Source organism: Pseudomonas sp. LS1212 (assembly GCF_024741815.1).
Taxonomy (GTDB): domain Bacteria; phylum Pseudomonadota; class Gammaproteobacteria; order Pseudomonadales; family Pseudomonadaceae; genus Aquipseudomonas.
In genome coordinates this window covers 5468983-5495150 of record NZ_CP102951.1, presented here as the reverse complement: position 1 = coordinate 5495150, position 26168 = coordinate 5468983, and the positions used below count along the sequence as shown (strand labels likewise).

Genomic DNA, 26168 nt, shown 5'->3' with positions numbered 1-26168 from the left:
CCCACGACTATACCTCAACGCTTGTTCAACACCCTGGCCAGTCGATCCCCGCCAAATTGAATAAACGCCACCAACACCACCAACAACACAATCACCGTCAGCATGATCTGGCTGTCGAAGCGCTGGTAGCCGTAGCGATAGGCGATGTCACCGAGCCCACCGGCACCGATGGCGCCGGCCATCGCCGAGGAGTTGATCATGGTGACCAGGGTGATGGTGAAGCCGCCGACGATGCCGGGCAACGCTTCAGGCAGCAGCACGTGCCAGACGATGTGCCAGCGACGGCAGCCCATGGCTTGCGCCGCTTCGATCAAACCATGGTCGACTTCGCGCAGGCTGACCTCGGCAATCCGGGCGAAGAATGGCGTCGCGGCGATGGTCAGCGGTACCACGGCAGCCCAGACGCCGTAGGTGGTGCCGACGATCAGGCGGGTGAAGGGGATCAGCGCCACCATCAGGATCAGGAAGGGAATCGAGCGGAACAGATTGACGAAAGCCCCCAGCACCCGATTCAGCGTAGGGGCCTCGAAGATCCCGCCTTTGCTGCTGGTGACCAGGATCACCGCCAACGGAATGCCCAGGACCAGCGCGATCAGCGACGACACGCCGACCATCAGGAAGGTGTCGATCACGCCCTGCAGTAAACGATCAAACCACATAGCCGAGTACCTCCACCTGTTGCGCCCATTGCCCGGCGCGGTTAATCAACGTGACGCGGTCATGGGGCGAGTTGGCTACCGACACCACCAGCTGCCCCAGCGCCCGCCCTTGAATGCGCTCGACGCCGGCTTGCAGCAGGCTCACCTGGCCAGCCAGGGCACTGAACAGGGCTGACAGATCGGGCGCCTGACCGTCGCTGCCAGTCACGCGCAGGCTGAGTACCAGGGCGGCATTCGGGCTGACTGGATGGGCGTGCAGGCGTGCTTGCAGTTCTTCCGGCAGGCCATGTTGCAGGGGGGCGAGCAAGGTCTTGCTGACCTCGTGCCGAGGGTTGCCGAACACTTGCCAGACCGGCCCCTGCTCGACGATCCGGCCGCGTTCGAGCACCACCACCCGGACACAGATATCGCGAATTACCGCCATCTCGTGGGTAATCAGGATGATGGTCAGACCCAGGCGCTTATTGATGTCCTGTAGCAGGCCGAGAATCGATTCGGTGGTTTCCGGGTCCAGCGCCGAGGTCGCTTCATCGCACAGCAGTATTTCCGGGTCATGAACCAGGGCGCGGGCGATCCCCACGCGCTGCTTCTGGCCACCGGAGAGCTGCGCCGGGTAGGCGTTGTGCTTGTCCTGCAGCCCGACCAGTGCCAGCAACTCGGTGACCTTGCGCAGGCGCTGCGCCTTGGCCACGCCGGCGACCTTCAGTGGCAGCTCGACGTTTTGCCAGACGGTCTTGGCCGACATCAGATTGAAGTGTTGGAAGATCATGCCGATGCGCCGACGCAGCGTTACCAGGTTGTCTTCATTGAAGGTGCCGATGTCCACCTGGTCGATCAATACCCGTCCCGTGCTGGGTTGCTCGAGCCGGTTGATGGTGCGGATCAACGACGACTTGCCCGCACCGCTGCGGCCGATGATGCCGAAGATCTCGGCACGCTGGATCGCCAGGTCGATGCCTTCAAGGGCCGCCACTGGGCCTTGCTGGCCGTCATAGGTTTTGCCCACGCCGATGAAGCGCACATGGGCGTTGTTCCGCTCGGGGTGCAGCTCCGTCAGGTGCACTGCCGGGTGTGCGGGATCATCCTGTTTTTGCAAGGCTTGGGCGGCACTCATCTCAGCTCTCCCAGCCAGGTTGGTAAAGCTTGCCGTGGGCCTGTTCCAGAGCTGCACGTACTTTCTGCGAGTGCTGATAAATGTCGACGAACTTGGCCAGGCGTGGGTCGTTTTTGTTCTCGGGCTTGATCACGAACTGAATCACATATTCCTTGTGATCGAGGCCATCGAACAGCAGGGCGGAACCGGCATCGAAGGTCTTGGCCAGGCGGATATAGGACGGGTAGCCCTGAACCAGATCGGCATCATCGTAGGCGCGCACCAGCTGCACCGCTTCGACTTGCAGGATCTTGAGTTTTTTCGGGTTGGTGATGATGTCTTCTTCGGTGGCCTTGTAGCCAACGCCGGGCTTGAGCGTGATCAGTCCAGCCTTGGCCAGCAATTGCAGGCCGCGCCCGCTGTTGATCGGGTCGTTGGCAATGGCCACGCTGGCACCGATGGGCAGCGCGTCGAAGCTTTTGTATTGCTTGGAGTAGAGACCGACGTTGTTGATGATCCCCGGTGCGTAGGGCACCAGGTCGAAACCGGCTGCGGCCTTGGCGTTTTCCAGGAAGGGGATGTGCTGGAAGTAGTTCACGTCGATATCGCCGCTGGCGAGGCTTACGTTGGGGGCGATCCAGTCGCTGAATTCGATCAGTTCGACTTTCAGGCCTTGCTTGCCGGCTTCAGCGACGGCGGCCTCCAGCGGGATGGCGAAGGCGGCGGTGGTGCCGATTTTCAGGGGCGCGTCGGTGGCGTGGGCGCCTGTGGTGAACAGGCCGAGGGCGAGGGCCAGTACCTGGACTGGTCGGGATAGGATTTGTTTGAACATATTGGTGTACTCCAGTCGGTAATGGGGGTGTCCGTTGCGGCCGCGAAGCGGCCGAGCGCAGCCTGCGGCAGCGGCTACAGAGATCGCGCGGAGCCCTGTAGCCGCTGCCGCCAGGCTGCGCCAAGGTCCGTAGGACCTTCAAAAATCTCGATAACGCGCACCTGCGTGGTCGGCAGGTAAATGTGCCTGCCCACCGCGAAACAGCTTCTCGCGCAAGCTGCCAGTCTCATAAGCCGTCTTGTACGAACCGCGCCGCTGCAACTCAGGAATCACCAGGTCGATAAAGTCGACATAGCTCTCCGGCGTGACGGTCCGGGTCAGGTTGAAGCCGTCCAGACCGGTTTCGGCGATCCAGGATTCCAGTTCGTCGGCGACCTCTTCGGGCGAGCCGATCAGGGTGATGTAGCGCCCGCCCAGGGCGTGCTGGTCGAGCAGCTTGCGCCGGGTCCAGTCGTTGTTCTGCAAGCTCTTGGTCGCCGACTGGATGGCATTGCTCTTCACATACTGGATCGGCTCGTCCAGCTCGTATTCGGCAAAGTCGATGCCGGTGGAGCTGGAGAAGTGGGCGACCCCGGCCTCGGCGCTGGCGTAGCGCAGGTACTCTTCATGCTTTTTGTGGGCCAGCTGCCGAGTCGGGGCGACGATCACGCTCACGCCCATGAACACCTTGATGGCGTCCGGGGCGCGGCCGACGGCTACGGCGCTGGTGCGGACCTTGTCCACCTGGGCGCGGGTCGAGGCCTTGTTCTGGCCGCTGATGAATACGCATTCGGCGTGCTGCCCGGCAAACGCCAGGCCGCGTTCGGAACTACCCGCCTGGAACAGCACGGGCGTGCGCTGAGGCGAAGGCTCGCAGAGGTGATAGCCCTCGACCTGATAGAACTCGCCCTGGTGCCTCACCTTGTGCACCTTGTCTGGCCGGGCATAGATCCGCTGGTGCGGGTCGTTGACTACGGCGTCGTCTTCCCAGCTGCCTTCCCAGAGCTTGTAGAGTACTTGCAGGTACTCGTCGGCCTGGTCGTAGCGGCGGTCGTGCTCGGGCTGTTCATGCAGGCCCATGGCTTTTGCGGCACTGTCCAGGTAACCGGTAACGATGTTCCAGCCGACGCGGCCGCGGCTCAGGTGGTCGAGGGTCGACATGCGCCGGGCGAACAGATAAGGCGGTTCGTAGGTGAGGTTGGCGGTCAGGCCGAAACCCAGATGCCGGGTTACCGTGGCCATTGCCGAGACCAGCAACAGCGGGTCGTTGACCGGTAACTGGATCGACTCCTTGAGCGGTACCTCTACCGAATTCTGATAGACGTCATACACCCCGACGATATCGGCGATGAACAGCCCGTCGAACAGGCCACGTTCCAGCAGCCGGGCCAGTTCGGTCCAATACTCAAGCGTCTTGTACTGGGTCGAAGTGTCCCGTGGATGGGTCCACAAGCCATGGTTGATGTGCCCGATGCAGTTCATGTTGAAGGCATTGAGCAGGATCTTTTTCTTTGCCATCAGATCGTCCCCCGCCGCGGTGGACGCTCGCCATTGAGGTAGTAGTTGCCGATGGCGTGGTACTTCCAGCGCACGGGGTCGTGCAGGGTATGGGTACGCGCATTGCGCCAATGACGGTCGAGCCCATGCTCGGCCAATGTGGCCTGGCTGCCGGCCAGTTCGAACAGCGTGCTGCCTGCAGCCAGGGAGATCTCGGTGCTGATCGCGCGCGCTTCGGCGACGGCGATAGAGGCGGCCGCCACGGTTTCGGCAGTGGGTTGTGCCTGGGCTTGATCGAGGTATTCCCCTGCGCGTTCAAGCAGGGCCTCGGCAGCGTGCAAGCGGATCGCCAAGTGGCCGATGCTTTTGAGCGTGAGCGGATCGTCGATGGCTTTATCGATACCTGAATCGATCCAGGGCCGGGTGCGGCTATGGACGAACTGCAAGGTATCTTCGTAGGCGGCGCGGGCAATGCCTGTGTCGATGGCGGCATGCAGTATCTGCGCAAGCGGACCGACCGGCGTCGGGCGCTCGAAGGCTGTCTGAAACGGCACGACGTCGTCGGCGGCCACAGGTACGTTGTCCAATACCACCGAACCACTACCGGTGGTGCGCTGGCCAAAGCCGCTCCAGTCGTCGATGACATTGAGGCCCTGGCTGTCTGCGGCGACGAAGGCCAGGTGTTGCACGCCCTGCTCATCTTTCACCGAGGTCGGAATACGTTGGGCATAGAGTGCGCCGGTCGCGTAGAACTTGCGGCCGTTGATGCGAAAGCCTGCGCCATCGCGGGTCAGCGAAGTGGTGCGATCGTGGGCGGTTTTGGTGCCCAGTTCTGCCAGTGCATTACCGAAGCGCCGACCGGCCAGCACTTCCGTGTACAGGCGTTGTTGCTGCTCGTGGCTGCCGTTGACCCGCAGCACTTCCAGGGCATAGAAATGGTTCTGTGGAATTTGCCCGAGCGATGCATCGGCCTGGGCAATCCGGCTGATGACCTTGGCCAGGGTAACGTTCGAGACACCGGCGCCACCGAAGGTTTTCGGTACGCTGATACCCCACAGGCCAGAGCGCGAAAACAGCTCCAGTTCGGCATGGGGCAAGCGCCGTTCACGGTCGCGCAGGACGCTGTCCTGGCGCAAGAGAGCGGCCAGTTCGCTGGCGACGCTCAAGGCGTGGGCATCACTTTGGATGACCGTCACGGGTTCGTGCGGTTGCGGCAAAAAGCTCATAGGGGCTCCAGAGGTCTGGTCAAATCCAGGAATGCCGGGCAGGCAACGTACCGTTCAAGTGGTAAGCACCCACGGCGTGGTACTTCCAGCGCACCGGGTCATGCAGGGTGTGGACGCGCGCGTTGCGCCAATGCCGGTCCAGGTTGAATTCGGCCAGGCTGGCGCGGCTGCCGGCCAACTCGAAGAGCTTCTCGCTGGCCTGCAACGAGATCTCGGTGGTGAGTATCTTGGCTTCGGCGACGGCGATGGAGGCGCGGGCTGCAGCCTGGTCATCGATCGGCGCCGTGCTGACCTGGTCCAGCACCTGTCCAGCCTTGCGCAGTAATGCCTGGGCGGCATGCAGGTCCAGCTTGAGACGGCCGATGTCGGCAATCACATAGGGGTCGTCGCTGGCACGCTCGACCTGGGCGTCGACCCATGGCCGCGAGCGTTCGCGAACGAAGCGGATGCTGTCGTCGATGGCCGCTTCGGCAATGCCGGCGTCGATGGCAGCCTGGATCAATTGCGAGACGGCGCCCTGGATGTTCGGCGTTTCGGCCAGGCGCCAGTTATCCACCACAAGGTCGGCGTCGACGTGCACGTTGTCCAGCAGCACGGTACCGCTGGCCGTGGTGCGCTGGCCAAAGCCCGACCAGTCATCAACGATGCGCAGCCCCGGGGTACCCCGGCGCACAAAGGCCATGACCTGCCGGCCTTCGTCGTTGATGGCCTTGACCGCCACCCAATGGGCGAACAGCGCGCCAGTGGAGTAGAACTTTTGCCCGTTGATGACGAAGCCATCGCTGCTGCGAGTGATGCGAGCCTTCAGTTCCAGCGTGTTCTTGCTGCCGCGCTCGGGCCCGGCATTGCCAATGCGCCAGCCGTTGAGCACCGATGCAAAGAGCTGTTCCTTTTGCCGCTCGCTGGCAGCGCCCTGGAGCAGCTGGAGGATGCCGAACTGGTTCTGCGGAATTTGCCCCAGCGCGGGATCGGCTGCCGAGATAATCCGGAACACATCGGCCACGGTCACGAATGAAACCTGTGGGCCGCCGTATTGCTTCGGGATGGAAATGCTGCCCAGCCCGCTGCGAGTGAAATGCTCGATTTCGGCCCAGGGCAACTTGCGCTGCTGATCGCGACGGGCTGCCTGCAGGCGGGCGGCATCAGCCAATTCATGGGCTGCCTGCAGGGCCTGGGCATCACTGCGCAAGACCTTGGCAGGCAAGAGTAATGGGGCGTGGTCCAGATCACTCTGGATGTGGGAATTTGCCAGACTGGACATCAGTACCGCACCTTGGCTGCACTCAATGCCCTGGCGTTATGCACTGGGGTAATCGTGTTCCTGACCATACCTTCCTCGCGTCATATGGAGCGCTGCGTGGGTTGCAGCGATAACTAACAGGCGGTGGTCCGGTGGTCCGGTATATATACCCTAATGGCACTTAAAAAATAAATATACTAACTTTTAGTAATATCAATAGAAGTACTCAGGCTTGTGCCGGTCGAGCCCGAAAACCCTGAGCGAGAGCGGTGGCGACCAGCGCGAACTGTTGCCGACCCGGTCGATGATGCAGTAGCTGATCTCCAGATGATCGTCTTCGCCGGCCTCCAGAATGACGGCCGTCGGCACGTTGCCGTGAACCGTCTTGCCGACATCGCGGGTTTCAAGCAAGGGCAGGTCGAGACGAACATCGCCCCAGCGCAGCGTGATTTCATCCTCACGGGCCATATTCAGATAAGGCTCGATGGAAAAGGGCACGCCGTTCCTGATATTCCTGGCGCTGATGCCTTGTTGGCGCAGGGCCTTGGGCAGCACAAGCGGCGCCAGTGCCTGGTTTTCCTCCTCGCCCGGGTGAAGCGGCGGGCCACCCGGGCAATCGAGCTTGATCCGCACGGGCAGAGAGGAGGAAATGCGCGGGCAACGCCCTGTTTTCATCCATCGGTAGTGGATCCGTGCGGTCGCGCCGTCGGGGAAGCTTTCCGGAACGCTGAGAAAGACCGGCCTCCCCAGTTCGGCCTGGGTCAACGGATGCGAAGTGACATAGCAGTCGTCCCAGAACAACTCCAGCAGGTCGCCTTCATCCATGCCGGGGCTGGGGTCGATCCTGACCTGAAGATTGGCGGCGGCATGCAGGCCGATGCCCTTGTGTGCAAGTGAGGGCGGCGGCAGTAAGGATCCTTTGTACGCATGGGGCATCTTGATGTTTCTCCTGGCTATCCGATGGTGTATTCCCTGAAGCAGCGCGTTACAGACATTCTTCGTGGCATGCACATAACCGAATGCGAGCAGCGGATATAAAGTCTCTTAGTTGGCAATGTGCTTGGCGTTCGAATAGATAGGTTTTTGCGGGGGCAAGTGTCAAGCGAATAAGGGGGATCTTGATTAGTTCAGAAGTGTCCTACGCCTCCGTTTCTTTTGGATGAGCTGAAACTACCGATCAAGCCAGAAATCGTTAACTCGAGTGTACGTTGCTGACTGGGTGGAAGCCTTGTAATGCTTGAGATTTAGCTGTTCAGGCCAGGTTCAGAAAGGAGGGTGATTGCAGTAAGATATCAGGGGGGATTTATTTCCGTAGAAGTAGAATTTTATACGCGGTACACGGCGTGACTTATAAGGTGGTATGTAAGTACATGCGCTTATATATTTATGGTGCAGGCGCAATGTCGCGAGGCCTTCAATCAACGAAGGTCGCGACAAGCGGAGATAATTATCAAGTTAGGGGGTGTCAGTTGCCCGAGGTAAGAAACTTGCTGAGAAACTGACGGGTACGCTCCTGTTGGGGATTGGCGAAAAGCGCCTTGGCTTCACCCTGTTCGACGATGACGCCCTTGTCGAAAAAGATCACCCGGTTGGCCACGTCACGGGCAAAGCTCATTTCGTGGGTCACGATGACCATGGTGCGGTGTTCCTCGGCCAAGCTACGAATGGTCGCCAGCACTTCTCCGACTAGCTCAGGGTCAAGCGCAGAGGTCGGCTCGTCGAAGAGAATCACCTCCGGTTCCATGGCCAGCGCCCTGGCGATTGCCACGCGTTGTTGCTGGCCACCGGACAACCGGCGTGGATAGGCGTCTTCCTTGCCTGCCAGGCCGACCTTGGCCATCAGTTTGCGCCCCAGGGCGACGGCTTCGCCACGTGGGGTTTTCTTCACCACCAGCGGGCCCTCGATCACGTTCTCCAGCGCGGTGCGATGGGGGAACAGATTGAAATTCTGGAACACGAAGCCGACCTGCTGGCGCAAGCGGCGGACAAGGCCTTGTTGCTGGCTCAGCGGCCGGCTGCCGTCGATTTCGATGTCGCCCATGCGAATCCGGCCGCTGGTGGGGACTTCCAGGAAATTCAGGCAGCGCAGGAAGGTGGTCTTGCCTGACCCGCTGGGGCCGATTATCGCAATGACCTCGCCGGCTTCGACCCGCAGGTCGATGCCCTCGAGGACCGTCTGGCCATTGAATTTCTTTGTCAGTTTTTCAACCACAATCATGCTGTCAGGACTCCAGGTCGTGCCGATTGACCCGCGCTTCCAGACGGTTCTGCAAGTGTGCGAGCACACTGGCCAGAACCCAGTAGATCAAGGCGGCGGCAAGATACATGGTGAAAATTTCGAAGGTGCGGGCGGTGATCAACTGGGCCTGGCGGAACAACTCCGGCACCTGGATGGTCGCTGCCAGCGCCGTGTCCTTGACCAGCGAAATGAAACTGTTGCCCAGCGGCGGCAATGCGGTGCGCGCCGCCTGGGGCAGGATCGCCCGGCGCAGGGTCTGGCCACGGGTCATGCCGATACTGGCGGCGGCTTCCCATTGGCCGCGATCGATCGAGCTGATGGCCGCGCGCAGGATTTCGCAGGCATAGGCCGCCATGTTCAGCGAGAAGCCGATCAGGGCCGCCGGCAGCGGGTCGAGCTCCAGCCCCAGCTGCGGCAACCCGTAATAAATCACGAACAACTGGACCAGCAGCGGCGTGCCGCGAAAAAACGACACGTAGACCCGTGCGATCCAGCGCAGCAGCATGAAGCGCGACAGGCGCATCAGCGCCAGCCCGAACCCCATCAGCAAGCCGAAGAACATGCCCCCGAGGCTGAGGATGACCGTGTAGTACGCGCCCTTGAGCAGAAAGGGCGCAGAGTCCAGCGCAAGCTGCAGACTTTCTTCGATCATTGGGTGACGTCAGCGTTGAAATACTTTTCCGATAGCTTTTTCAAGGTGCCGTCGGCGCGCAGCTTCTCGATGGCCGTGTTGATCGCGGCCAACAGCTCCGGCTCGCCTTTGCGCAGGGCGATGCCGGCTTCCTGGCGAGAGAAGGGTTCGCCGGAGACCGCGGTGTCCTTGGCCTTGGCGACCAGTTCGAGAGCGGCCAGACGGTCGACCAGGATGGCGTCGATACGGCCTACACGCAGGTCCTGATACTTGGTCGGATCATCGTCGTAGGTCTTGATGATGGCTTGTGGCACGTTATCCTTGAGCCACTGCTCGTAGTTGGTGCCAAGGCCCACACCGACTTTCTTGCCGGCCAGGTCAGCGGCGGTCTTGATGGTCCCTTCGTTCTTTTTCAGGGTCAGCGCCTGAATACCGGAGATGGTGTAGGGCGTCGAGAAGTCGTACTTCTTCTTGCGTTCCTCGGAGATGGTCACCTGATTGATCACCGCATCAAGGCGCTTGGATTCCAGCGCGGCGAGGATGCCGTCCCATTTGGTCGGCTGTAGCTTGGCCTTGACCCCCAGTTCCTTGGCCAGCGCTTCGGAGAACTCCACTTCAAAACCGGCCAGCTTGCCGTCTGCATCCACGAAACTGAACGGCGGGTAGGTGCCTTCCAGGCCAACGTTGATAACGCCGGCATCCTTGATTTTTTGCAGTTGCTCACCAGCGACCGCCTGACCGAGCAGGCTGGCACCGAGCACCAGGCCCAGGCTGGCGGAAAGCAGGTGTTTACCGAATGCAGAAATTCTCATGAAAAGCCCCAATGTTGTTGTGAAGGTCAGGCAATCATCGTGTTTCAGGTGATGCGGGAAAAACTATAGAGCGATTTGTTATATTATTTAAAATAATAAAAAATCATTTTAATATTCTATTTGTGAATTAAGGCGTTCGCGTGTATCAAGCCGTCCACATGTCAGGGTAGGCGAATAATGCCGGTGCCCCACCGGTGTGCAGGAAAATCAGCGGGCCGTCGTTGAAGCGCTGTCGACCAATGCCATCGAGCAAGCCGGCCATGGCCTTGCCGGTATAGACGGGATCGAGCAGCAGGCCTTCATGGCTTGCCAGCAATTTGATCGCCGCGAGGGTCCCGGCATTGGGCTCGCCGTAACGCGGGCCAAAGAACTCATCCCACAACTCGACCTTGAAGCTGTCGGGCACAGGCATCCCCAGCAGTTCGGCGGCGCGTTCGGCCAGGCCCTGTACTTTCGGGCGCTGGTTTGCATCGCTGCGCGAAACGGTGACCCCGATCACGGGCAACTGCGGCAGCGCCTCGCTGAGGGCCAGGGCCAGGCCGCTATGGGTACCGGCACTGCCCGAAGCCAACACCACGGCGGCGAACGTCAGGCCGGTGTGTTCGATTTGCGCGGCCAACTCGATACCGGCGCGCACATAGCCCAGCGCACCCAGGGCATTGGAGCCGCCGATGGGCACCAGGTACGGCTTCTTGCCGCTGTTGCGCAGGCGTTCGGCGAGCGCATCCAGTTGTTGGTCGGCGTTATCGAGGTTTTCGACCAGTTCGACTTTTGCGTCGAACAGGTCGAGCAGCAGTCGATTGCCGTTGTGCAGGTAGTTGCTCTGGGTAGTGCCGATGGGGTTTTCCAGCAGGGCGACACAACCCAGGCCGAGCTTGGCGGCCAGGGCGGCGGTCTGCCGAACATGGTTGGACTGGATCGCCCCCGCCGTGATTAGCGTGTCGGCACCCTGAGCCAGTGCATCGGCTGCCAGGTATTCGAGCTTGCGCAATTTGTTGCCACCCAGGGCCAGCGGGGTGGTGTCATCGCGCTTGACGTAGATGTCGCGCCCAGCCCACTCGGACAGACGCTCGAGCTTTTCCAGTGCGGTCGGGGCACCGAGTAAATCCAGGCGATTGAAGCGAGCGAGCTGTTGATTGATCATGGGATTTCAGCTGTAGGAAAAGTCTCGACTATAGGCAGCCATCGGGCACTGGGCAACTGTCGTGGAAAATGGCGCTTATGTCTTGGAGAGGCGCTGGGAACAGAATCCGTTATTTTTTGAACATGACGATTTGCCGTACAGTGGACGCCCAGAGGGCGGCCAGTTTTTCGGTGCCGCCGACCATCAAGCGTGGCAGGAGTGGCAACCGTGAGCGAGAGTGCGCAAGTACAGGCCCAGAGCCGTTCAGGACATTGGCAGTTACAGACGATTGTCGGTCAATTGCGTGCAGCCCGTGATGAGTGGCGGAGCAAGAACGGACGCAGCAGTGGCGAACAGGGCGGTCGTGAACTGCCGTCGCGCGAAGCCATGCGTACGATCCTTGAGCAGTTGTGCGGCGCGTTGTTTCCCATGCGACTGGGGCCGGTGGACCTGCGTGAGGAAAGTGAGGACTTCTATGTCGGGCATACCCTCGATGTCGCCCTCAACGCGCTGTTGGCCCAGGCTCGACTGGAACTGCGTTATGTGGCGCGCAGGGGCAAGGCCGATGATGCCGAGCTCGATAGCCACGCGGTCCGCCTGATCCAGGACTTCGCCGCGGCCTTGCCGGGCTTGCGCACCTTGCTCGACACCGATGTGCTGGCCGCATATCACGGCGACCCGGCCGCCCGCAGCGTCGATGAAGTGTTGCTGTGCTACCCGGGGATTCTGGCGGTAATCCACCATCGCCTGGCCCATCACCTGTATCGAGCCGGTTTGCCATTGCTGGCGCGGATCAGCTCGGAGATCGCCCATTCGGCGACCGGTATCGACATCCACCCCGGCGCCCAGATCGGCCCGAGCTTTTTCATCGATCACGGCACCGGTGTGGTCATCGGCGAGACGGCGATCATCGGCGAGCGGGTACGCATCTACCAGGCCGTGACCCTGGGTGCCAAGCGCTTCCCGGCCGATGAAGATGGCCAGCTGCAGAAAGGGCAGCCACGTCACCCGATCGTCGAGGACGATGTGGTGATCTATGCCGGGGCGACTATTCTTGGGCGAATCACTATCGGCAAGGGTTCGACCATCGGCGGGAATGTCTGGCTGACGCGTAGCGTGGCGGCAGGGAGCAACCTGACCCAGGCCAATCTGCAGCATGATGACGGGACGCAGAAATAAACGGTCTTCTTTCCCGGGAGTTGTTTTTCATGAAACCGCCTGATGACGAATCAGGCGGTTTTTTTGTCTCTGCAATCCAATAACAGCTTGGGAAATTTCTCCTGTCTCCTTGAGATGCGTCCGGTCTGATCAAGCCTGCGGTTTTCGCAAACTACTCCCACACGCTGATTGGGGCAGTGCTCTGCGAGCCGGGAAATATGAGACCGCTACTATTCGTTCTGCTATGGGCGCCGCTGATGCTGCAAGCGGCCCCCGATATCAATATCGGCGCCATGTACGACTACATGGAAGGCCAGAAAAGCACGCTGCTCAAACGCGTGCGCAATGCCGGCGACGCCACCGCCTTCGTCAAGGTCAGTGTCGCCGAACTCATCTACGACCAGGACGGTAACAGCCGAGAAGTGCCTGTTGATGGCGATGCCGCGCCAGGCGCCAGCACGCGCAGCCTGGTGGTCAGCCCAGCGCGCCTGATCGTGCCCGCCAGCGGCATGCAGACCTTGCGCCTGCTCTACATGGGTGAGCGTGAGTTCGAGCGCTATTTTCGCGTGCGTTTCGAGCCAGTATTGCCCGACCAAGGCGATGGTTTCGGGCTGTCGGCGAGTCAATCCAGCGACTACCGCCAAGCCTTGTCGACCGGGATCAATGTGATGGCCGGTTATGGCGCGATTCTGTTCGTGCGACCGACTCAGCCCCTGTTCCGCGCCGAACTCAAGGAAGAACCGCATCGGTTTCTGGTCGCCAACGTAGGCAATACCACATTGATCCTGGATCACTTCAACGACTGTTCCGCCGACGGCAAGCGGTGCGAAGTGCCCAGCAAGTATCACGTTCGTCCCGGCACTGAGCGTGTGTTCGAGAAAGCCGCGGGTCGCTCATATCGCTTCGATCTGATCGAAGGTGAGAAGACCCGCACCGTCGAGATAGCCGGTTGATCTCTCCAACATTGATTGAAAAGCAATGAGGCTTAATGTGAAAAAGATAATTTTGGCAGCTCCCCTGGCACTGGCTTTTGCAGTTGGCGCCCAGGCCGCTGACCCCGTCCAGCACCAAGTGACGGTCGTCGCCACCGTGCCTACCGACAGCTTCTATGTGGTTACGCCGGTCGGTGACAACTGGACCAGTGTCCCTCAGGAGCTGTCCTGGGACCCTGTTAGAGAAGAGTTGAGCACGCTGCGCAAGCAGTTCAATGTCAAAAGCACCATCGGACCGATCAGCGCCTACCTGACCTCGCCGGCGGCGATTTCCAGTGGCGGCAACTCGATTGATCTGCAAGTGAAGGTGCACGGTGTCGAGTTGACGACCGCCAGTAACATCGTTGTTCCAAATGGCGCAGCCACGGGCGGGAGAATGGTGGACTTCGAACTGGCGGCCCTGGCCCCCACCAGCGGCAGTTACGTGCCGGGCTCCTACCAGGGCATGGTCGGCATGATGTTCGAAACCGCCGCGCCGTAACACCCTTCCCGCTCATCTCCCTGAAACCCACAGTCGCTCGCATCGCGAGCGGCTGTTCAGGGCTTTACTCGAGTTTCCGTATGAGCTCCCGATTTCGATGGGCAGCCCTTGGGCTGCTGTGCCTGGGCACCCTGGGAATGGGCATGCACACCAGTGCCAGCCCCTTGGGTGTGCTGGGCCAGGCCAAAGGGCTGCCGGCCGACTTTCACGCGCATTTTTTCGATGTGCCGCTGGCGGTGCGGGTGAACCTCGACGGTCGCCCTCTGGGCGAAGCATTGGTCATTCTGGGGCGTGATGAAAGCCTGCAACTCATAGAGTTCACCGAGCTGAGCGAGAGCGCCTATGGCCCGATCGAGCAGCAGCGCTGGCGCGATACCCTCGCCGATGGCTGGCCGTTGGGCGCGTGCAGCAAGGCCTGCCCGCATGACCTGTTGGCGCTGGACTACAGCCTGGTGACGTCCCAGGTTTCGATTTTGACGCGCAAGGCCGAGCATGATGCACAGGCTTCGCGCTACCACCGCCTTCCGGATCAGGGTAGCCATGGCCTGTTGATCGGTAACCAGTTGAACCTTACCGGCGGACAAGGCCAGCCGACCTCGGGCCGCTACGCCTTCGAGGCGCAGGGTAGCCTGGGCCTGTGGACCGGCGTGGCTGGGGGCCAGTTTCACCGCAGTGCCGACAGTCAGGACGCAGACAAGCTTCGCTACTATGCCCAGCAGTTGTACGCGGAACGCTTGGTTGAAGATCATTTCTGGCGGTTGGGCTTCTTCACCCCCGACGACAATGGCATCGTGCGCCAGCCGCGCCTGCTGGGCAGCCGTCCGGAGGGTACGGTCGGGGTCATGTATGGCACCAGCGATCTGCTGGCCATCGACAACGGGATGCCAAGCGCCACGCCGATCCATGTCACGCCCACTCGTCCCGGGGTGGTAGAAATTTATCGCAACGGCGTGCTGATCAACAGTCAGCCGGTCCAACCGGGGCTGCAGACCCTGGATACGCGCAGATTGCCCGGCGGTATCTATGAAATCGAAGTGCGCCTGGTCGAAGACGGTGAAGTGACCCAGCGCAATGAGGAATTCATTTACAAGCCCAGTAATTGGAGCAACCCCGACCAGCCGTTGCGTTACAGTGCCTTCATCGGTCAACAAAGCAACCTGTTGAGCAATTGGAGTGATGAGCAGAGCAGCCAACTGAGTGCCGGGGTCGTTGCCAATTATCTGGCTCACCCGCGCGCGGTCGTCGGACTGTCGGCACAACGGGTGGACGAGGCCATGCAATACGGCACGGCGCTCGATTGGGCCGTGCGCGATGACCTGCAATTCTACGGCAACCTGTTCCATACGGCGGGCGTCGGCAATGGTTTCGATCTGCAGGGCATCTACCGGCACCGCGAGGGTAGCCTGGTGCTCAACCACAGCCGTAGCTGGCTGGATGTCACCCGCTATGAAAGTGATCGCAGACGGCGGGCCAGCCAAGTGGAGCAGGTCCAGCAAAGCTCGATTTCGTTGCAGCAGCGCTTGTCCCGCGAGGACAGCGCCACCGTGCGCCTCTCCCATAGCAATGGCGCGCTCAAGGGTGCCGGTCTGGATATCAGCTGGCTACGTAGCGGCAAGTTCCTGGGCTCCGATTCGACCTGGCGCTTGTCACTGTTCGATCGCCCGGGCACGCTCAGCACGGGTGAGCGTCGCAATCGCGGTTTCGACCTGTCGCTCAATGTGTTGCTGGGCAGGGACGGTCGGCGCGTGTCAGGCAGCTTTGGCAGCCGGACCTCCCGCGACGGTGGCCGGGACCAGAATGCCTCGCTGATTTACCAGCAAACGTTCACCGAAGGAGCGCTGCAAGCTGTTTCCACATCCCTGACCGCCGATCGCTATGGCGTAGGCGTGGGCGGCAGCGCCAGTTACCAGAACGAGATCCTGCGCGGCGATATCCATGCGCAGCAATCGACCCTGGACAATGCCTGGCTGGGCGGGCTGAACCTGGATAGTACCGTGGCACTGGGGGCAGGAACGCTGGCGGCCTCCGGCGATTACCAAAATTTCCAGGCCGGCCTGATCGTTGACGTGGAAACCGACGGCGAAGCGATCACTCTGCGGGCAGACGATCTCAATGGCTATTCGGCGATTATGCATCCCGGCCGTAACGTCGTGCCGGTCACGGCCTATAAGGCCGGCAGCGTCCAGTTCGATTTCGCCGGCGACGAAGCCCATGCCGCCAGCATCCAGCCGCAGGCAGTCGGCTACCACCTCAACCGTGGTGGCGTGAGCTACCAGCAGATCAGGGTGATGAAGACCCTGACCGTTATCGGCCGCCTGGTCGATGGGCGCGGCCGGCCTTTGAGCGGAGCCCTGTTGATCAATCATGCCAGCCGCAGCGTCACTGAGGCCGACGGCTTCTTCGCCGTTGAGATGAGCCAAACCACGCCGACACTGGAGGTGCGCCTGCGCGATGCCACCCTCTGCCTGCTGGATCTGGGCAAAGGCGATCATCGTCGTGAACAGGATGTATTACTGGCTGGGGACGTCTCCTGCGAGAAGTCGAGCCTGGCCATCAATGACATGCACCCGGGAGCCAGGAGTTGATTGTCATGCCACGTTCTAAATTGCAGTGTGCGCTGATGCGTCTGGTCATGGTCGTTCTGCTGGCGGCGGGTGCGCTGTCAGTTCAGGCGCAAACGGTGACGATCAAGGCGTTTTACGAGCCGGACCCGAAGGACCCAATGAATACCCGCTTCATCAATACGACGCCACAAGCGGCCTTTTGCGTTCGCTGGCCGAACCATTGTCGTGGGCTCAATGCTTTCTCGGTGGGGTTGCCTGTTACCTATTCAAAAGAGACCGAACGCGGAGCCGGCGACGTACGGGATCGATTCTTCATCCAACTGCCTGCTCAGCGCAACTTCAGGATTACCAATAACGCCACGGGGGGCAGTTATCCGGTCGAGTTCCGCATGACACATATCAGCCAGAAAGCAAGCGCTCGTAACGGCGGCGGCAACAGTCATCCCCTCAACACAGCGTATGTAGGCGGGGGATGCCAATATCTTCAGGCATTCTACTATGCGCATCGGCCCACCGAGGTTTATTACGTATGGGCCACCAGGAGTCCTGCGGCTCCCACGGGATGCCATTCCCATTCGCTCAACGAGGAGACTGGTTTTCTCAACCCGGTCGACATCGATGAGTTCGGCATCGGCTTCGAATTGATGCTGCCGCCACCGCTGGACTTGCCCAATGGCATGTACTCCGCTCAGCAGACCTTTACTGTCGGCCCGGGTGGGGACTTCGATCCGGGCAACGGTGTCAGCAACCTGAGCACCAGCACGGTGACCCTGAATTTCGAACTGGCCGTCAACCATCACCTCAAGACCGAGTTCCCGCCAGGCTCCAATCTGGCCGTTCTGGAGCCAAAGGGGGGCTGGGGCAGTTGGGTACACCAAGGCCAACGTCCGACCGGCCTGCAGCGGGAGATGCCCTTCAGGGTCTGGGCCTCCGGCCCGTTCAAGATGTACACCACCTGCCAGTACCAGTCGGCGGGCCAGTGCGCCATGCGCAAGCGCGGCACCGACGATGTGCTGGTGCCCTACAGCGTCGCCGTGACATTGCCCGCTCATGTCCAGGTCGCCAGCGGTCGCCCGGTGCGTCGTGAGCGCTTGCCGGTCGGAGCAGGTGGCGCGCTGGCGTTTCGCACCGTCAATGCGGCCTTCAATGAACCGGCTGCCTTGCATTTCGAGGCCCAGGCTGCGGCCGTAACCCGGATGCTGGATCATCCTGGCAGCCAGTTTGAAGGCGTCGTGACGATTCACTTCGAGGCGCAGATCTAAAGGCTTTGCATCACTCCAGCGGACCGGCGGTGAGCGACCGGCGATCCCGTCGATTGGTCTTGGCCTTCCGATTCGTGCTTAACTTGAATGCTTGTTCAAGTTAAGCACGCCAGGAGGCCGATCTTGTTCTATCCGGAGTTTCCCTTCGTCTGCGAGGTGTTCAACACGTGAATACCTCTACCTCAACAAGCGCCACCAGGATCGGCATGAACCCGCCGGTGTTCTACTTCTCGGCGAGTTTTATCCTGTTATTCGGCCTGGTGGTCATCGCCCAGCCGCAGCGCGCCGGGCAATGGTTGCTGGCGGCGCAGAACTGGGCGGCCAACACGGTCGGCTGGTATTACATGCTGGCGATGACGCTGTACCTGGTCTTCGTGGTGGTCACCGCCTTGTCCGGCTACGGCAAGATCAAGCTCGGTGCCGACCACGACGAGCCCGAGTTCAGCTACCTGTCGTGGGCCGGCATGCTGTTCGCCGCCGGCATCAGCATTACCTTGTTCTTCTTCTGCGTTTCCGAGCCGCTGACCCATATGCTCCAACCGCCCCAGGGCGAAGCCGGCACCCGGGAAGCCGGGCGGCAGGCCATGCAGTTGCTGTTCCTGCACTGGGGCTTGCATGGCTGGGGAGTGTTCGCCTTCGTCGGCATGGCCCTGGCGTATTTCGCCTACCGTCACAACCTGCCGCTGGCCTTGCGTTCGGCCCTGTATCCGCTGATTGGCAAACGCATCAACGGGCCGATCGGCTATGCGGTCGATGGCTTCGGCATCATCGCCACTGTCTTCGGCCTGGGTGCCGACATGGGCTTTGGTGTACTGCACCTCAATTCCGGCCTGGACTACCTGTTCGGCATTGCCCACACCCAATGGGTGCAGGTGATCCTGATCACGTTGATGATGGGCGCGGCCATCATTGTCGCCGTCGCCGGGGTCGACAAGGGCGTGCGAGTGATGTCCGACATCAACATGTTGCTGGCCTGCGCGCTGCTGCTGTTCGTGTTGTTCGCAGGTCCCACCCAGCAATTGCTCAATACCTTGATCCAGAACCTGGGCGACTACCTCGGCGCCTTGCCGAGCAAGAGTTTCGATGTCTACGCCTACAAGGACCCGGGTGACTGGCTGGGCAACTGGACGGTGTTCTACTGGGCGTGGTGGATTGCCTGGTCGCCCTTTGTCGGTCTGTTCATTGCCCGTATTTCGCGTGGGCGGACCATTCGCGAGTTCGTCTTCGGCGTGTTGCTGATTCCGCTGGGCTTCACGCTGGCCTGGATGTCGATCTTCGGTAACAGCGCCCTCGATCAAGTGCTCAATCACGGCATGACCGCGCTGGGCCAATCGGCCATCGATAATCCCTCGATGACCCTCTACCTGCTGCTGGAGACCTACCCCTGGAGCAAGACGGTGATCGCCGTCACGGTGTTGATCAGCTTCGTCTTCTTCGTGACCTCGGCCGACTCCGGCACCGTGGTGCTCTCGACCCTGTCGGCGCGTGGCGGCGGCGCCGATGAGGACGGGCCGAACTGGCTGCGCGTGTTCTGGGGGGTGATGACCGGGCTGGTCACCGGCGGTCTATTGTTCGCCGGCAGCATCGACTCATTGAAATCGGCAGTAGTGCTGACCTCGCTGCCGTTCTCGCTGATTCTGCTGGCGATGATGTGGGGGTTGCACAAGGCGTTCTACCTGGAATCGCAGCGACAGATTGCCCAGCTTTATTCGCTGGCGCCGGTCTCGGCTTCCGGCCGCGGTGGCTGGCGGCAGCGCTTGAGCCATGCGTTGCATTTCCCGTCGCGCGATGAGGTTTATCGCTTCATGGAAAGCTCGGTGCGCCCGGCCATCGCCGAGGTGACCGAGGTGTTCGCCGAGAAAGGGCTGAACGTGGCCACGCAGGAGGACTTGAACCACGATAACGTCAGCCTGGAAGTCGGCCATGGCGAGGAGCGCCCGTTCATCTATCAAGTGCAGATGCGCGGCTATTTCACGCCCTCCTTCGCGCGTGGCGGCATGGGAACTCCCGAGTTGAAGAACCGCCGTTACTATCGTGCCGAAGTGCATCTGAGCGAGGGTAGCCAGGACTACGATCTGGTCGGCTACAGCAAGGAGCAGATCATCAACGACATCCTCGACCAGTACGAGCGGCACTTGCAGTTCCTGCATCTGGTGCGCTGAGGCAAGGGTCAGATCAAGCCGCCGTTGGTGCGCAGGATTCCTCGTTCCCACGCAGCGTGGGAACGAGGGGTAACGACTAGAACGGCCTGTCGCCCAATATCGTCGCCCGGTGCATCACCCGCCGCTGCGGCCGGTAGTCATCCACCGCGTAATGCTGGGTGACGCGGTTATCCCAGAAGGCCACGTCGTTCTCCTGCCAGCGCCAGCGAATGGTCAATTCCGGGCGGGTGGCATGGCTGAACAACAGTTTGAGGATTGCCTCGCTCTCAGCTTCGTGCAGCTCATTGATGCGGGTGGTGAAGCCTTCGTTGACGAACAGTGACTTGCGTCCGCTGACCGGATGGGTACGGATCACCGGGTGTGACAGTGGCGGGTTGTTGCGTCGAGTCTGCTCCCAACGGGCCAGGTCTTGGGCAGTGGTGCCAAAGCGTTCGAGCGGGAAGGACTTGGTGAAGTCATGGGTCGCGGTCAGGCCTTCGAGCAGCTTTTTCAGCGGCTCGGAGAGCGCTTCATAAGCGGCAATCCCGCTGGCCCACAAGGTGTCGCCGCCATAGGTCGGAAGCTGCCTGGCGCTCAGCACCGCGCCGAGGGCCGGTGTCGGCAGGAAGGTCACGTCGGTGTGCCAGACAGCGTTGTCGCGCACGTCGGTCACGGCCGTGTCGAGAATCAATACTTGCGGTTGCTCCGGCACATTCGGATAGATCGGGTGGATGTGAAGATCACCGAAACGCGCCGCAAAACGCGCCTGCTGCTGTGGAGTGAGCGGCTGATCACGGAAAAACAGCACCTGATGTTCGAGCAATGCTTGTTCGATGGCGTCGCGGTGTTCCAGGCTCAGCTCGGCACTCAGGTCGACACCACTGATCTGGGCGCCGAGGGCTGGGCTAAGGGGCGTGATGGTCAGGCTCATGATTAGTCTCGTTGGCGGTTCGGGCTCAGTGACTCTGGCCATGCCAGGGCACCAGTTTTCGCTGCCAGACCTGCAGCAACAGCTCCTGCATTTGCTCGCGGGTAAAGGCATCGAGCGCACCGAAGGGTTCGTCCATCAGCAGTACCCGTGGGTCGGCCGCCAAGGCGCGGGCCAGGCCCACGCGCTGTTTCTGCCCGCCAGACAATTGCCAGATTCGGCGATTGCCGAAACCCGCCAGGTCCACCAGCGCCAGCATTTCCTTCGCTCGCTGCTCCCGTTGCTGGCGCGGCACACCGGCCAGTTCCAGGCCGAAGGCGACGTTGGCCAGCACATCCTGCCAGGGCAGCAGGGCGTCGTCCTGGAACACCACCCCGCGTTCGGCACTCGGCCCTTTGACCGCAACGCCGTCGAGGGTGATCCGCCCGGCGCTGGGTTCGACGAAACCGGCGATCAGGTTCAGCAAGGAAGTCTTGCCGCTGCCCGAAGGGCCGAGGGCCACCAGCAATTGCCGGGGCCCCAGGCTCAGAGAAATGTCCGCCAGCACCGGCGCGGTTGCGCCGGGGTACTGTGCGCTGATGCGCTCCAGTTGTAACAGGGCCATGGCTGCGCTTCTCGACGTCAGTGGGTGATGAAGGTGGCGTTGACGTAAGGCGAGTAGTCCGCCAGCACGCTATCGACCTTGCCTTGCTCCTTCAGGAAGGTGGCGGTATCGGTGATCGCCTGGGTCGTCGGTGCGCCCAGTTGCGTCACCTGGTCCTTGGCCAGCGGGTAGACGTTGCCCTGCAGCAGCACGGGGATATCGCTGGCCTTGGCGCCGGAGAGCTTCACCAGCTTGTCGACGTTGCTCTTGTCGGCGAGCCAGGCCTGTGGGTTTTTGCGGTAGTCGGCGTAGGCATCGAGGGTGACCTTGGCGAAGGCCTTGACGATTTCCGGATGCTTGGCGGCGAAGTCCTTGCGCACGATCCAGGCATCGAAGGTGGGGGCGCCGGTCTTGGCCAGTTCACCCGAGGTGATCAGGACCTTGCCGTTTTCCTTGGCCACGCCCAGGGCCGGGTCCCAAACGTAAGTGGCATCGATATCACCGCGCTTCCAGGCGGCGATGATCGCCGGTGGGGCGAGGTTGAGAATCGTGACTTTCGCAGGGTCGATGTTCCACTGCTTGAGTGCGGCCAGCAGGCTGTAGTGGCCGGTGGAGACGAAGGGTACGGCGATTTTCTTGCCGATCAGGTCCGCAGGTGTATTGATTCCCGAACCATTGCGCGCCACCAGCGCTTCGGCGGCGCCGATCTGGGTGGCGATCAGGAAGGTTTCTACCGGCAGCTTGCGAGTGGCTGCTGCGGCCAGGGGGCTGGAACCCAGGTAGCCGATTTGCACATCGCCTGAAGCAACCGCCGTGATGACCTCGGCACCCCCATCGAATTTGCGCCAGTCGATGCTGGCCTTGCTGGCTTTTTCATACTCGCCGTTGGCCTGGGCGACTTTCGCCGGGTCGACGGTGGTCTGGTAGGCAACGGTGAGGTCGGCCGCTTGGCTGAAGAAACTCGCACCCGCCAGCGACAGAGCTGCCAGCAGGCGAATCGGTGTGTGCAGGGTCATGGCGCAACTCCTTGTCAGGCGGTCGGGATCGACTGGCGAGAAGACTAGATGATCTAAGAAAATGAAAATAAATAACTTTTTAGAATTAGCTTAGGAGCTAATCGGTTTAAGGGAAGGTGGGCGGCTCCCAGCGATATCGATCTAAAAAAAATCTACTAAGAGCCTAAGGAAATTAAAAAAATCTCTGGCACGGCAGTTGAGCTGTTGCGCTCATTATTCCATAATCATCTTAAAAACTAAGAAACAATTCTTTTTGGATTTATTGGAATGTCTTTAACCTGTGTTCAGTGAGTCGGCGCGTTAGACCATAGTCTCGAAATGACCAGTCGCGATTGACTGGTCAATCACACTTTGGTGCTAATCGCCCATCAGCGGCCAGGGGGCGACAGATCCCCAGCCATTGAACACAAGAACTAAAAAACTTGAGGAGTGAAACATGTACAAGTCCACCTTGGCTCTTGCCGTGGCTGTTGGGGTAGTAGCCACGCAAGCCGGTGCTGCTGGTTTTATTGAGGACAGCAAGGCTACGTTGAAGCTGCGTAACTTTTACATCAACAACGACAACCGCAACCACGGTGCGGCCCGCAACTATCAAGAGGAGTGGGGCCAGGGCTTCCAGCTTGATTACACGTCGGGATTCACCCAAGGCCCTGTGGGCTTTGGTGTCGATGCCATTGGCTTGTTGGGCGTGCGTCTGGATTCGGGTAAAGGTCGTCATGGCAACCCAACCAGTGCCAGCTATGGCGGTACCGTATTCCCGACTGACAGTGATGGCCGCGCGGTCAGTGATTTTTCCAGTCTTGGCGCGACTGCCAAAGCCAAATTCTCACAGACAGAGCTGCGTTACGGCACATTGCTGCCGAAACTGCCGGTAATTTCCTACAACGATGGCCGCTTGCTGCCGCAGACGTTCGAAGGTGGCCAGATCACTTCGAACGAGATCAAGGACCTCACCTTGATTGGTGGTCAGATCGAGCATGTCAAAGGCCGCAACTCCTCCAATGACGAAGAAATGTCCATTGCAGGCGCCAATAATGCCCGCACCGGCCAGTTCAGCAACAAGTTCCTTTACGCGGGGGCTGACTACAAGCTGACCAAAGATCTGCTGCTGCAGTACTACTACGGCAACCTGGATGACTTCTATAAGCAGCACTTCCTGGGACTGGTGCACAACTGGTCGATTGGGCCGGGTGTATTGAAGACTGATCTGCGTTACTTCAACAGCTCCGATGACGGCGCCAATGGTAACGACCCACGGTATTTCACCACGGGCTTCTACGACGGTGGCGTCACAAAAGGTAAGGTCGACAACGATCTATACAGTGCCCTGTTCCTCTATAGCGTCGCGGGCCACACCTTCGGTGGCGGCTACCAGGTAAGCGATGGTGACAGCGATTTCCCTTGGCTGAACCAGGGCGATGGCTCGTCGAACTACACCATCACTGACTCGCAAATTCAGAAATTCGGCCGCGCCGGTGAGCGTACCTGGCAAGCGCGTTATGGTTATGACTTCGCCAAGGTCGGTTTGCCAGGCGCTACCGCAGTTGTTGTCTATCTCAAAGGTGACAATATCGACAGTACGATCGGTGAGCGCACTGAGTGGGAGCGTGACCTGACTCTGGCGTATGTCGTACAGTCAGGCTCGCTGAAAGGTCTGGGCATTATGTGGAAAAACGCCATGTGGCGTAGCGATATCGCGAACACCAAGGATCAAGATGAGAACCGTTTGATCCTCAGCTACTCCATCCCCCTCCTTTAAGGTTCCGTAAATCAAGCCCGCCCGGCGCATTGCAGTGCGGGCTTTGTTTTGTGCGTATCTTTATATTCCTTATGGGTCTAAATAAATCAATATATATTCTTTTTAATTTGCACCCGATCCCTGCACAGTGAGCACCACAGCACTCATCCACAGGAGCCGCACCATGAGTCAAGGCCATTGCCCTGTCGGTAGACCCGGTGGACTCGCACCACAAGTGGATCGAAGACATCAACGAAACCCAGGACACCCTCGTCAACTTCCCGATCCTGGCCGACGCCGATCGCAAGGTTTCCGACCTGTATGACCTGATTCATCCCAACGCCAACGACACCCTGACAGTCCGCTCCCTGTTCGTGATCGATCCGAACAAGAAGATCCGCCTGACCATCACCTACCCGGCCAGTACCGGGCGCAACTTCCACGAAATTCTACGGGTCATCGACTCGCTGCAACTGACCGACAACCACAAGGTCGCCACCCCAGCCAACTGGCAGGACGGTGATGAAGTGGTGATCGTGCCGTCGCTCAAGGACGAGGCCGAGATTCAGCAGCGCTTTCCCAAGGGGTATCGGGCGGTGAAGCCTTATCTGCGATTGACGCCGCAGCCGAATCGTTGATCAAGCGGTTTAGCCTCGGCAGGGTTTTGGGCCGTTTTACGGCCCATTTTTTGAGAGCATGGGTATCGACGTTATTGTGGATTGCGGCGCTTGCCCCGTGTAGGAGCAGGCTTGCCTGCGATGGCAACACCGCCGTGTTACAGACAGACCGCGTCGCCAACATCGCAGGCAAGCCTGCTCCTACAGCCAGGCGAAAATAAATCGGCTACCGCCTGAGAGCGATTAATATTCAGAAGTCCGATTTAAAACCCGGTAAGTCGTTTCTTGACCGTCTCGGTGATCCCTTCGACGGAAGTATTGGCCCCAGGCTCAAGGTAATAGATCAGGTCCATCAGGGTGTTCTGTGAGCTTACAAAATTGATGTAGGCGTTCATTTAGCTCTAATTTTACGGCTTGCAAATTGCATTGCGTTGTTTGGTCTTCGGTTCAAGCCTATTTAATAGGGTCCAATGTGTTTCCTGAATTCCTCGGGGAGGACTTTTAAAAAACAACCCGAAAGGATAACAAAACACACAGCCGTAGCAGCCCTGGAAGTCGTGCGTTCTAGATCTAAAAAATAGTTCGCTATCGACATAATAACTGCCGTATAGAAAACTGCGCAGGCTATTGTGAGTGCGTAAATAAATATAGTGAAGATTAGCTTTGTTGTTAAAGAAAAGATGTGTGAGGTTTTCGGATAAGCGAAAAATCTAGTTTTTTTGTCTCGCGCAGGCATGAATTCAAGCCGATTTTTCTTTTTTGAGAACCAGTGTCTCCTTTCGTCGCTTGTTGGGAATGACAGTAAATAAGCAAGAACCATAAAAAATGAAAATAATCGGAGCAATGCGTCGTCCCACTCTCCTATAAACGGAAGGCTGCTTGTTTCTACGAAAGAGAGGTGGATGTAGCTAAAAGCAACATTGTATACGGTGACTGCTCCAGATTTAAAAGTGGTGTAGTTGTGGCCTGAAAATGCAAGCCTGGCCCAAAATGAAGGCAGGTAGAGTAGTATGCTTATGAGTAGAAATGCGATCCACCATGTTGGACTGTTCACTGTTGCATTATCCTCAGTGTTGCGTGGAGTGGTTTAGCGCGCTCGGAATATTCAAGCTCATGAATATGGAAAGATTTAGTTACTATTTATCGGTGTGCTCACTTGTTTTGGTTGTGCGATTCCTTATACGCTCATTGTTGTATGGGCACGCTGCTATAGAAATGGATATTTGCACAAAAGCAGACTGGAACCAACGACCGTTGGGGTCCTTGGGCGCAGTATTGACCTGTCCGCAGCGGACGCTAGCGGTATATATTTATGGATTCAAAAGTGTTGCTCACACCAGTAGAAAGAATCGCGTAT

The 26168-nt window shown here is 59.7% G+C and carries 20 protein-coding genes and 2 pseudogenes; 8 read left to right on the top strand and 14 right to left on the bottom strand.

Translation table 11 applies throughout. The annotated features are described in order from the left end of the window. Positions 1-14: 14 nt before the first annotated feature. From NVV94_RS25745 to NVV94_RS25695, 11 genes are all read right to left on the bottom strand, one after another. Positions 15-659, bottom strand: a complete 645-nt coding sequence (locus NVV94_RS25745) for a methionine ABC transporter permease (RefSeq protein WP_258445083.1) — start codon at positions 657-659, stop codon at positions 15-17. Further along, positions 649-1773 (bottom strand): methionine ABC transporter ATP-binding protein, encoded by a 1125-nt coding sequence (locus tag NVV94_RS25740; protein ID WP_258445082.1) that lies wholly within the window; start codon positions 1771-1773, stop codon positions 649-651. Before NVV94_RS25740 ends, NVV94_RS25745 begins: the two co-directional genes overlap by 11 nt. Position 1774: 1 nt before the next feature. Further along, positions 1775-2584 carry a MetQ/NlpA family ABC transporter substrate-binding protein gene (locus NVV94_RS25735; protein ID WP_258445081.1) on the bottom strand — a complete coding sequence of 270 codons (810 nt, stop codon included), beginning with the start codon at positions 2582-2584 and terminating at the stop codon, positions 1775-1777. 138 nt (positions 2585-2722) lie between these two features. Further along, positions 2723-4081 (bottom strand): LLM class flavin-dependent oxidoreductase, encoded by a 1359-nt coding sequence (locus NVV94_RS25730; RefSeq protein ID WP_258445080.1) that lies wholly within the window; start codon positions 4079-4081, stop codon positions 2723-2725. Continuing rightward, positions 4081-5286: an SfnB family sulfur acquisition oxidoreductase gene (locus NVV94_RS25725; protein WP_258445079.1), complete on the bottom strand. Its 1206-nt coding sequence runs from the start codon at positions 5284-5286 to the stop codon at positions 4081-4083. The genes NVV94_RS25730 and NVV94_RS25725 overlap by 1 nt, the downstream gene beginning before the upstream one ends. A gap of 19 nt (positions 5287-5305) precedes the next feature. After that, complete coding sequence (locus NVV94_RS25720) at positions 5306-6547, bottom strand: SfnB family sulfur acquisition oxidoreductase (RefSeq protein ID WP_258445078.1); 1242 nt, start codon at positions 6545-6547, stop codon at positions 5306-5308. 192 nt (positions 6548-6739) lie between these two features. Beyond that, positions 6740-7462 (bottom strand): hypothetical protein, encoded by a 723-nt coding sequence (locus NVV94_RS25715; protein WP_258445077.1) that lies wholly within the window; start codon positions 7460-7462, stop codon positions 6740-6742. Between the two features lie 529 nt (positions 7463-7991). Continuing rightward, positions 7992-8744: an L-cystine ABC transporter ATP-binding protein TcyN gene (gene tcyN, locus NVV94_RS25710; RefSeq protein ID WP_258445076.1), complete on the bottom strand. Its 753-nt coding sequence runs from the start codon at positions 8742-8744 to the stop codon at positions 7992-7994. Positions 8745-8748: 4 nt separating this feature from the next. After that, complete coding sequence (gene tcyL / locus NVV94_RS25705; protein ID WP_258445075.1) at positions 8749-9417, bottom strand: cystine ABC transporter permease; 669 nt, start codon at positions 9415-9417, stop codon at positions 8749-8751. After that, positions 9414-10208, bottom strand: coding sequence for a cystine ABC transporter substrate-binding protein (gene tcyJ / locus NVV94_RS25700; protein ID WP_258445074.1), 795 nt, complete (start codon positions 10206-10208; stop codon positions 9414-9416). Before tcyJ ends, tcyL begins: the two co-directional genes overlap by 4 nt. 145 nt (positions 10209-10353) lie before the next feature. Then, positions 10354-11352, bottom strand: a complete 999-nt coding sequence (locus tag NVV94_RS25695) for a D-cysteine desulfhydrase (RefSeq protein WP_258445073.1) — start codon at positions 11350-11352, stop codon at positions 10354-10356. 207 nt (positions 11353-11559) lie between these two features. On the opposite strand from NVV94_RS25695, the gene epsC reads away from it, so the two are divergent. The 6 genes from epsC to betT all read left to right on the top strand — a co-directional run bounded on the left by epsC (position 11560) and on the right by betT (position 19950). Then, positions 11560-12510 carry a serine O-acetyltransferase EpsC gene (gene epsC, locus NVV94_RS25690; RefSeq protein WP_258445072.1) on the top strand — a complete coding sequence of 317 codons (951 nt, stop codon included), beginning with the start codon at positions 11560-11562 and terminating at the stop codon, positions 12508-12510. 197 nt (positions 12511-12707) lie between these two features. Then, positions 12708-13442: a molecular chaperone gene (locus tag NVV94_RS25685; RefSeq protein ID WP_258445071.1), complete on the top strand. Its 735-nt coding sequence runs from the start codon at positions 12708-12710 to the stop codon at positions 13440-13442. A gap of 37 nt (positions 13443-13479) precedes the next feature. After that, positions 13480-13962, top strand: coding sequence for a fimbrial protein (locus NVV94_RS25680; RefSeq protein ID WP_258445070.1), 483 nt, complete (start codon positions 13480-13482; stop codon positions 13960-13962). An 80-nt stretch (positions 13963-14042) separates the two neighbouring features. Beyond that, positions 14043-16547, top strand: coding sequence for a TcfC E-set like domain-containing protein (locus tag NVV94_RS25675; protein ID WP_258445069.1), 2505 nt, complete (start codon positions 14043-14045; stop codon positions 16545-16547). A gap of 5 nt (positions 16548-16552) precedes the next feature. Further along, positions 16553-17788, top strand: a complete 1236-nt coding sequence (locus tag NVV94_RS25670; protein ID WP_258445068.1) for a hypothetical protein — start codon at positions 16553-16555, stop codon at positions 17786-17788. Between the two features lie 206 nt (positions 17789-17994). Further along, a complete protein-coding gene (gene betT, locus NVV94_RS25665; RefSeq protein ID WP_258447826.1) occupies positions 17995-19950 on the top strand; it encodes a choline transporter BetT in 1956 nt (651 codons plus the stop codon). A 76-nt stretch (positions 19951-20026) separates the two neighbouring features. Here the strand turns inward: betT and tauD are convergent, their stop codons facing one another. From tauD to tauA, 3 genes and pseudogenes are all read right to left on the bottom strand, one after another. Beyond that, entirely contained in the window at positions 20027-20860 is an 834-nt protein-coding gene (tauD, locus tag NVV94_RS25660) for a taurine dioxygenase (RefSeq protein ID WP_258445067.1), read from the bottom strand. A 46-nt stretch (positions 20861-20906) separates the two neighbouring features. Continuing rightward, positions 20907-21461: pseudogene (locus tag NVV94_RS25655) on the bottom strand (ATP-binding cassette domain-containing protein); the annotation flags it as partial. 17 nt (positions 21462-21478) lie between these two features. After that, entirely contained in the window at positions 21479-22456 is a 978-nt protein-coding gene (gene tauA, locus NVV94_RS25650; RefSeq protein WP_258445066.1) for a taurine ABC transporter substrate-binding protein, read from the bottom strand. A gap of 436 nt (positions 22457-22892) precedes the next feature. Between tauA and NVV94_RS25645 the strand changes: the two genes are divergently transcribed. After that, positions 22893-24215, top strand: a complete 1323-nt coding sequence (locus NVV94_RS25645) for an OprD family porin (protein WP_258445065.1) — start codon at positions 22893-22895, stop codon at positions 24213-24215. 167 nt (positions 24216-24382) lie between these two features. Next, a pseudogene (locus NVV94_RS25640) lies at positions 24383-24832 on the top strand (redoxin domain-containing protein); the annotation flags it as partial. Positions 24833-26168 lie beyond the last annotated feature (1336 nt).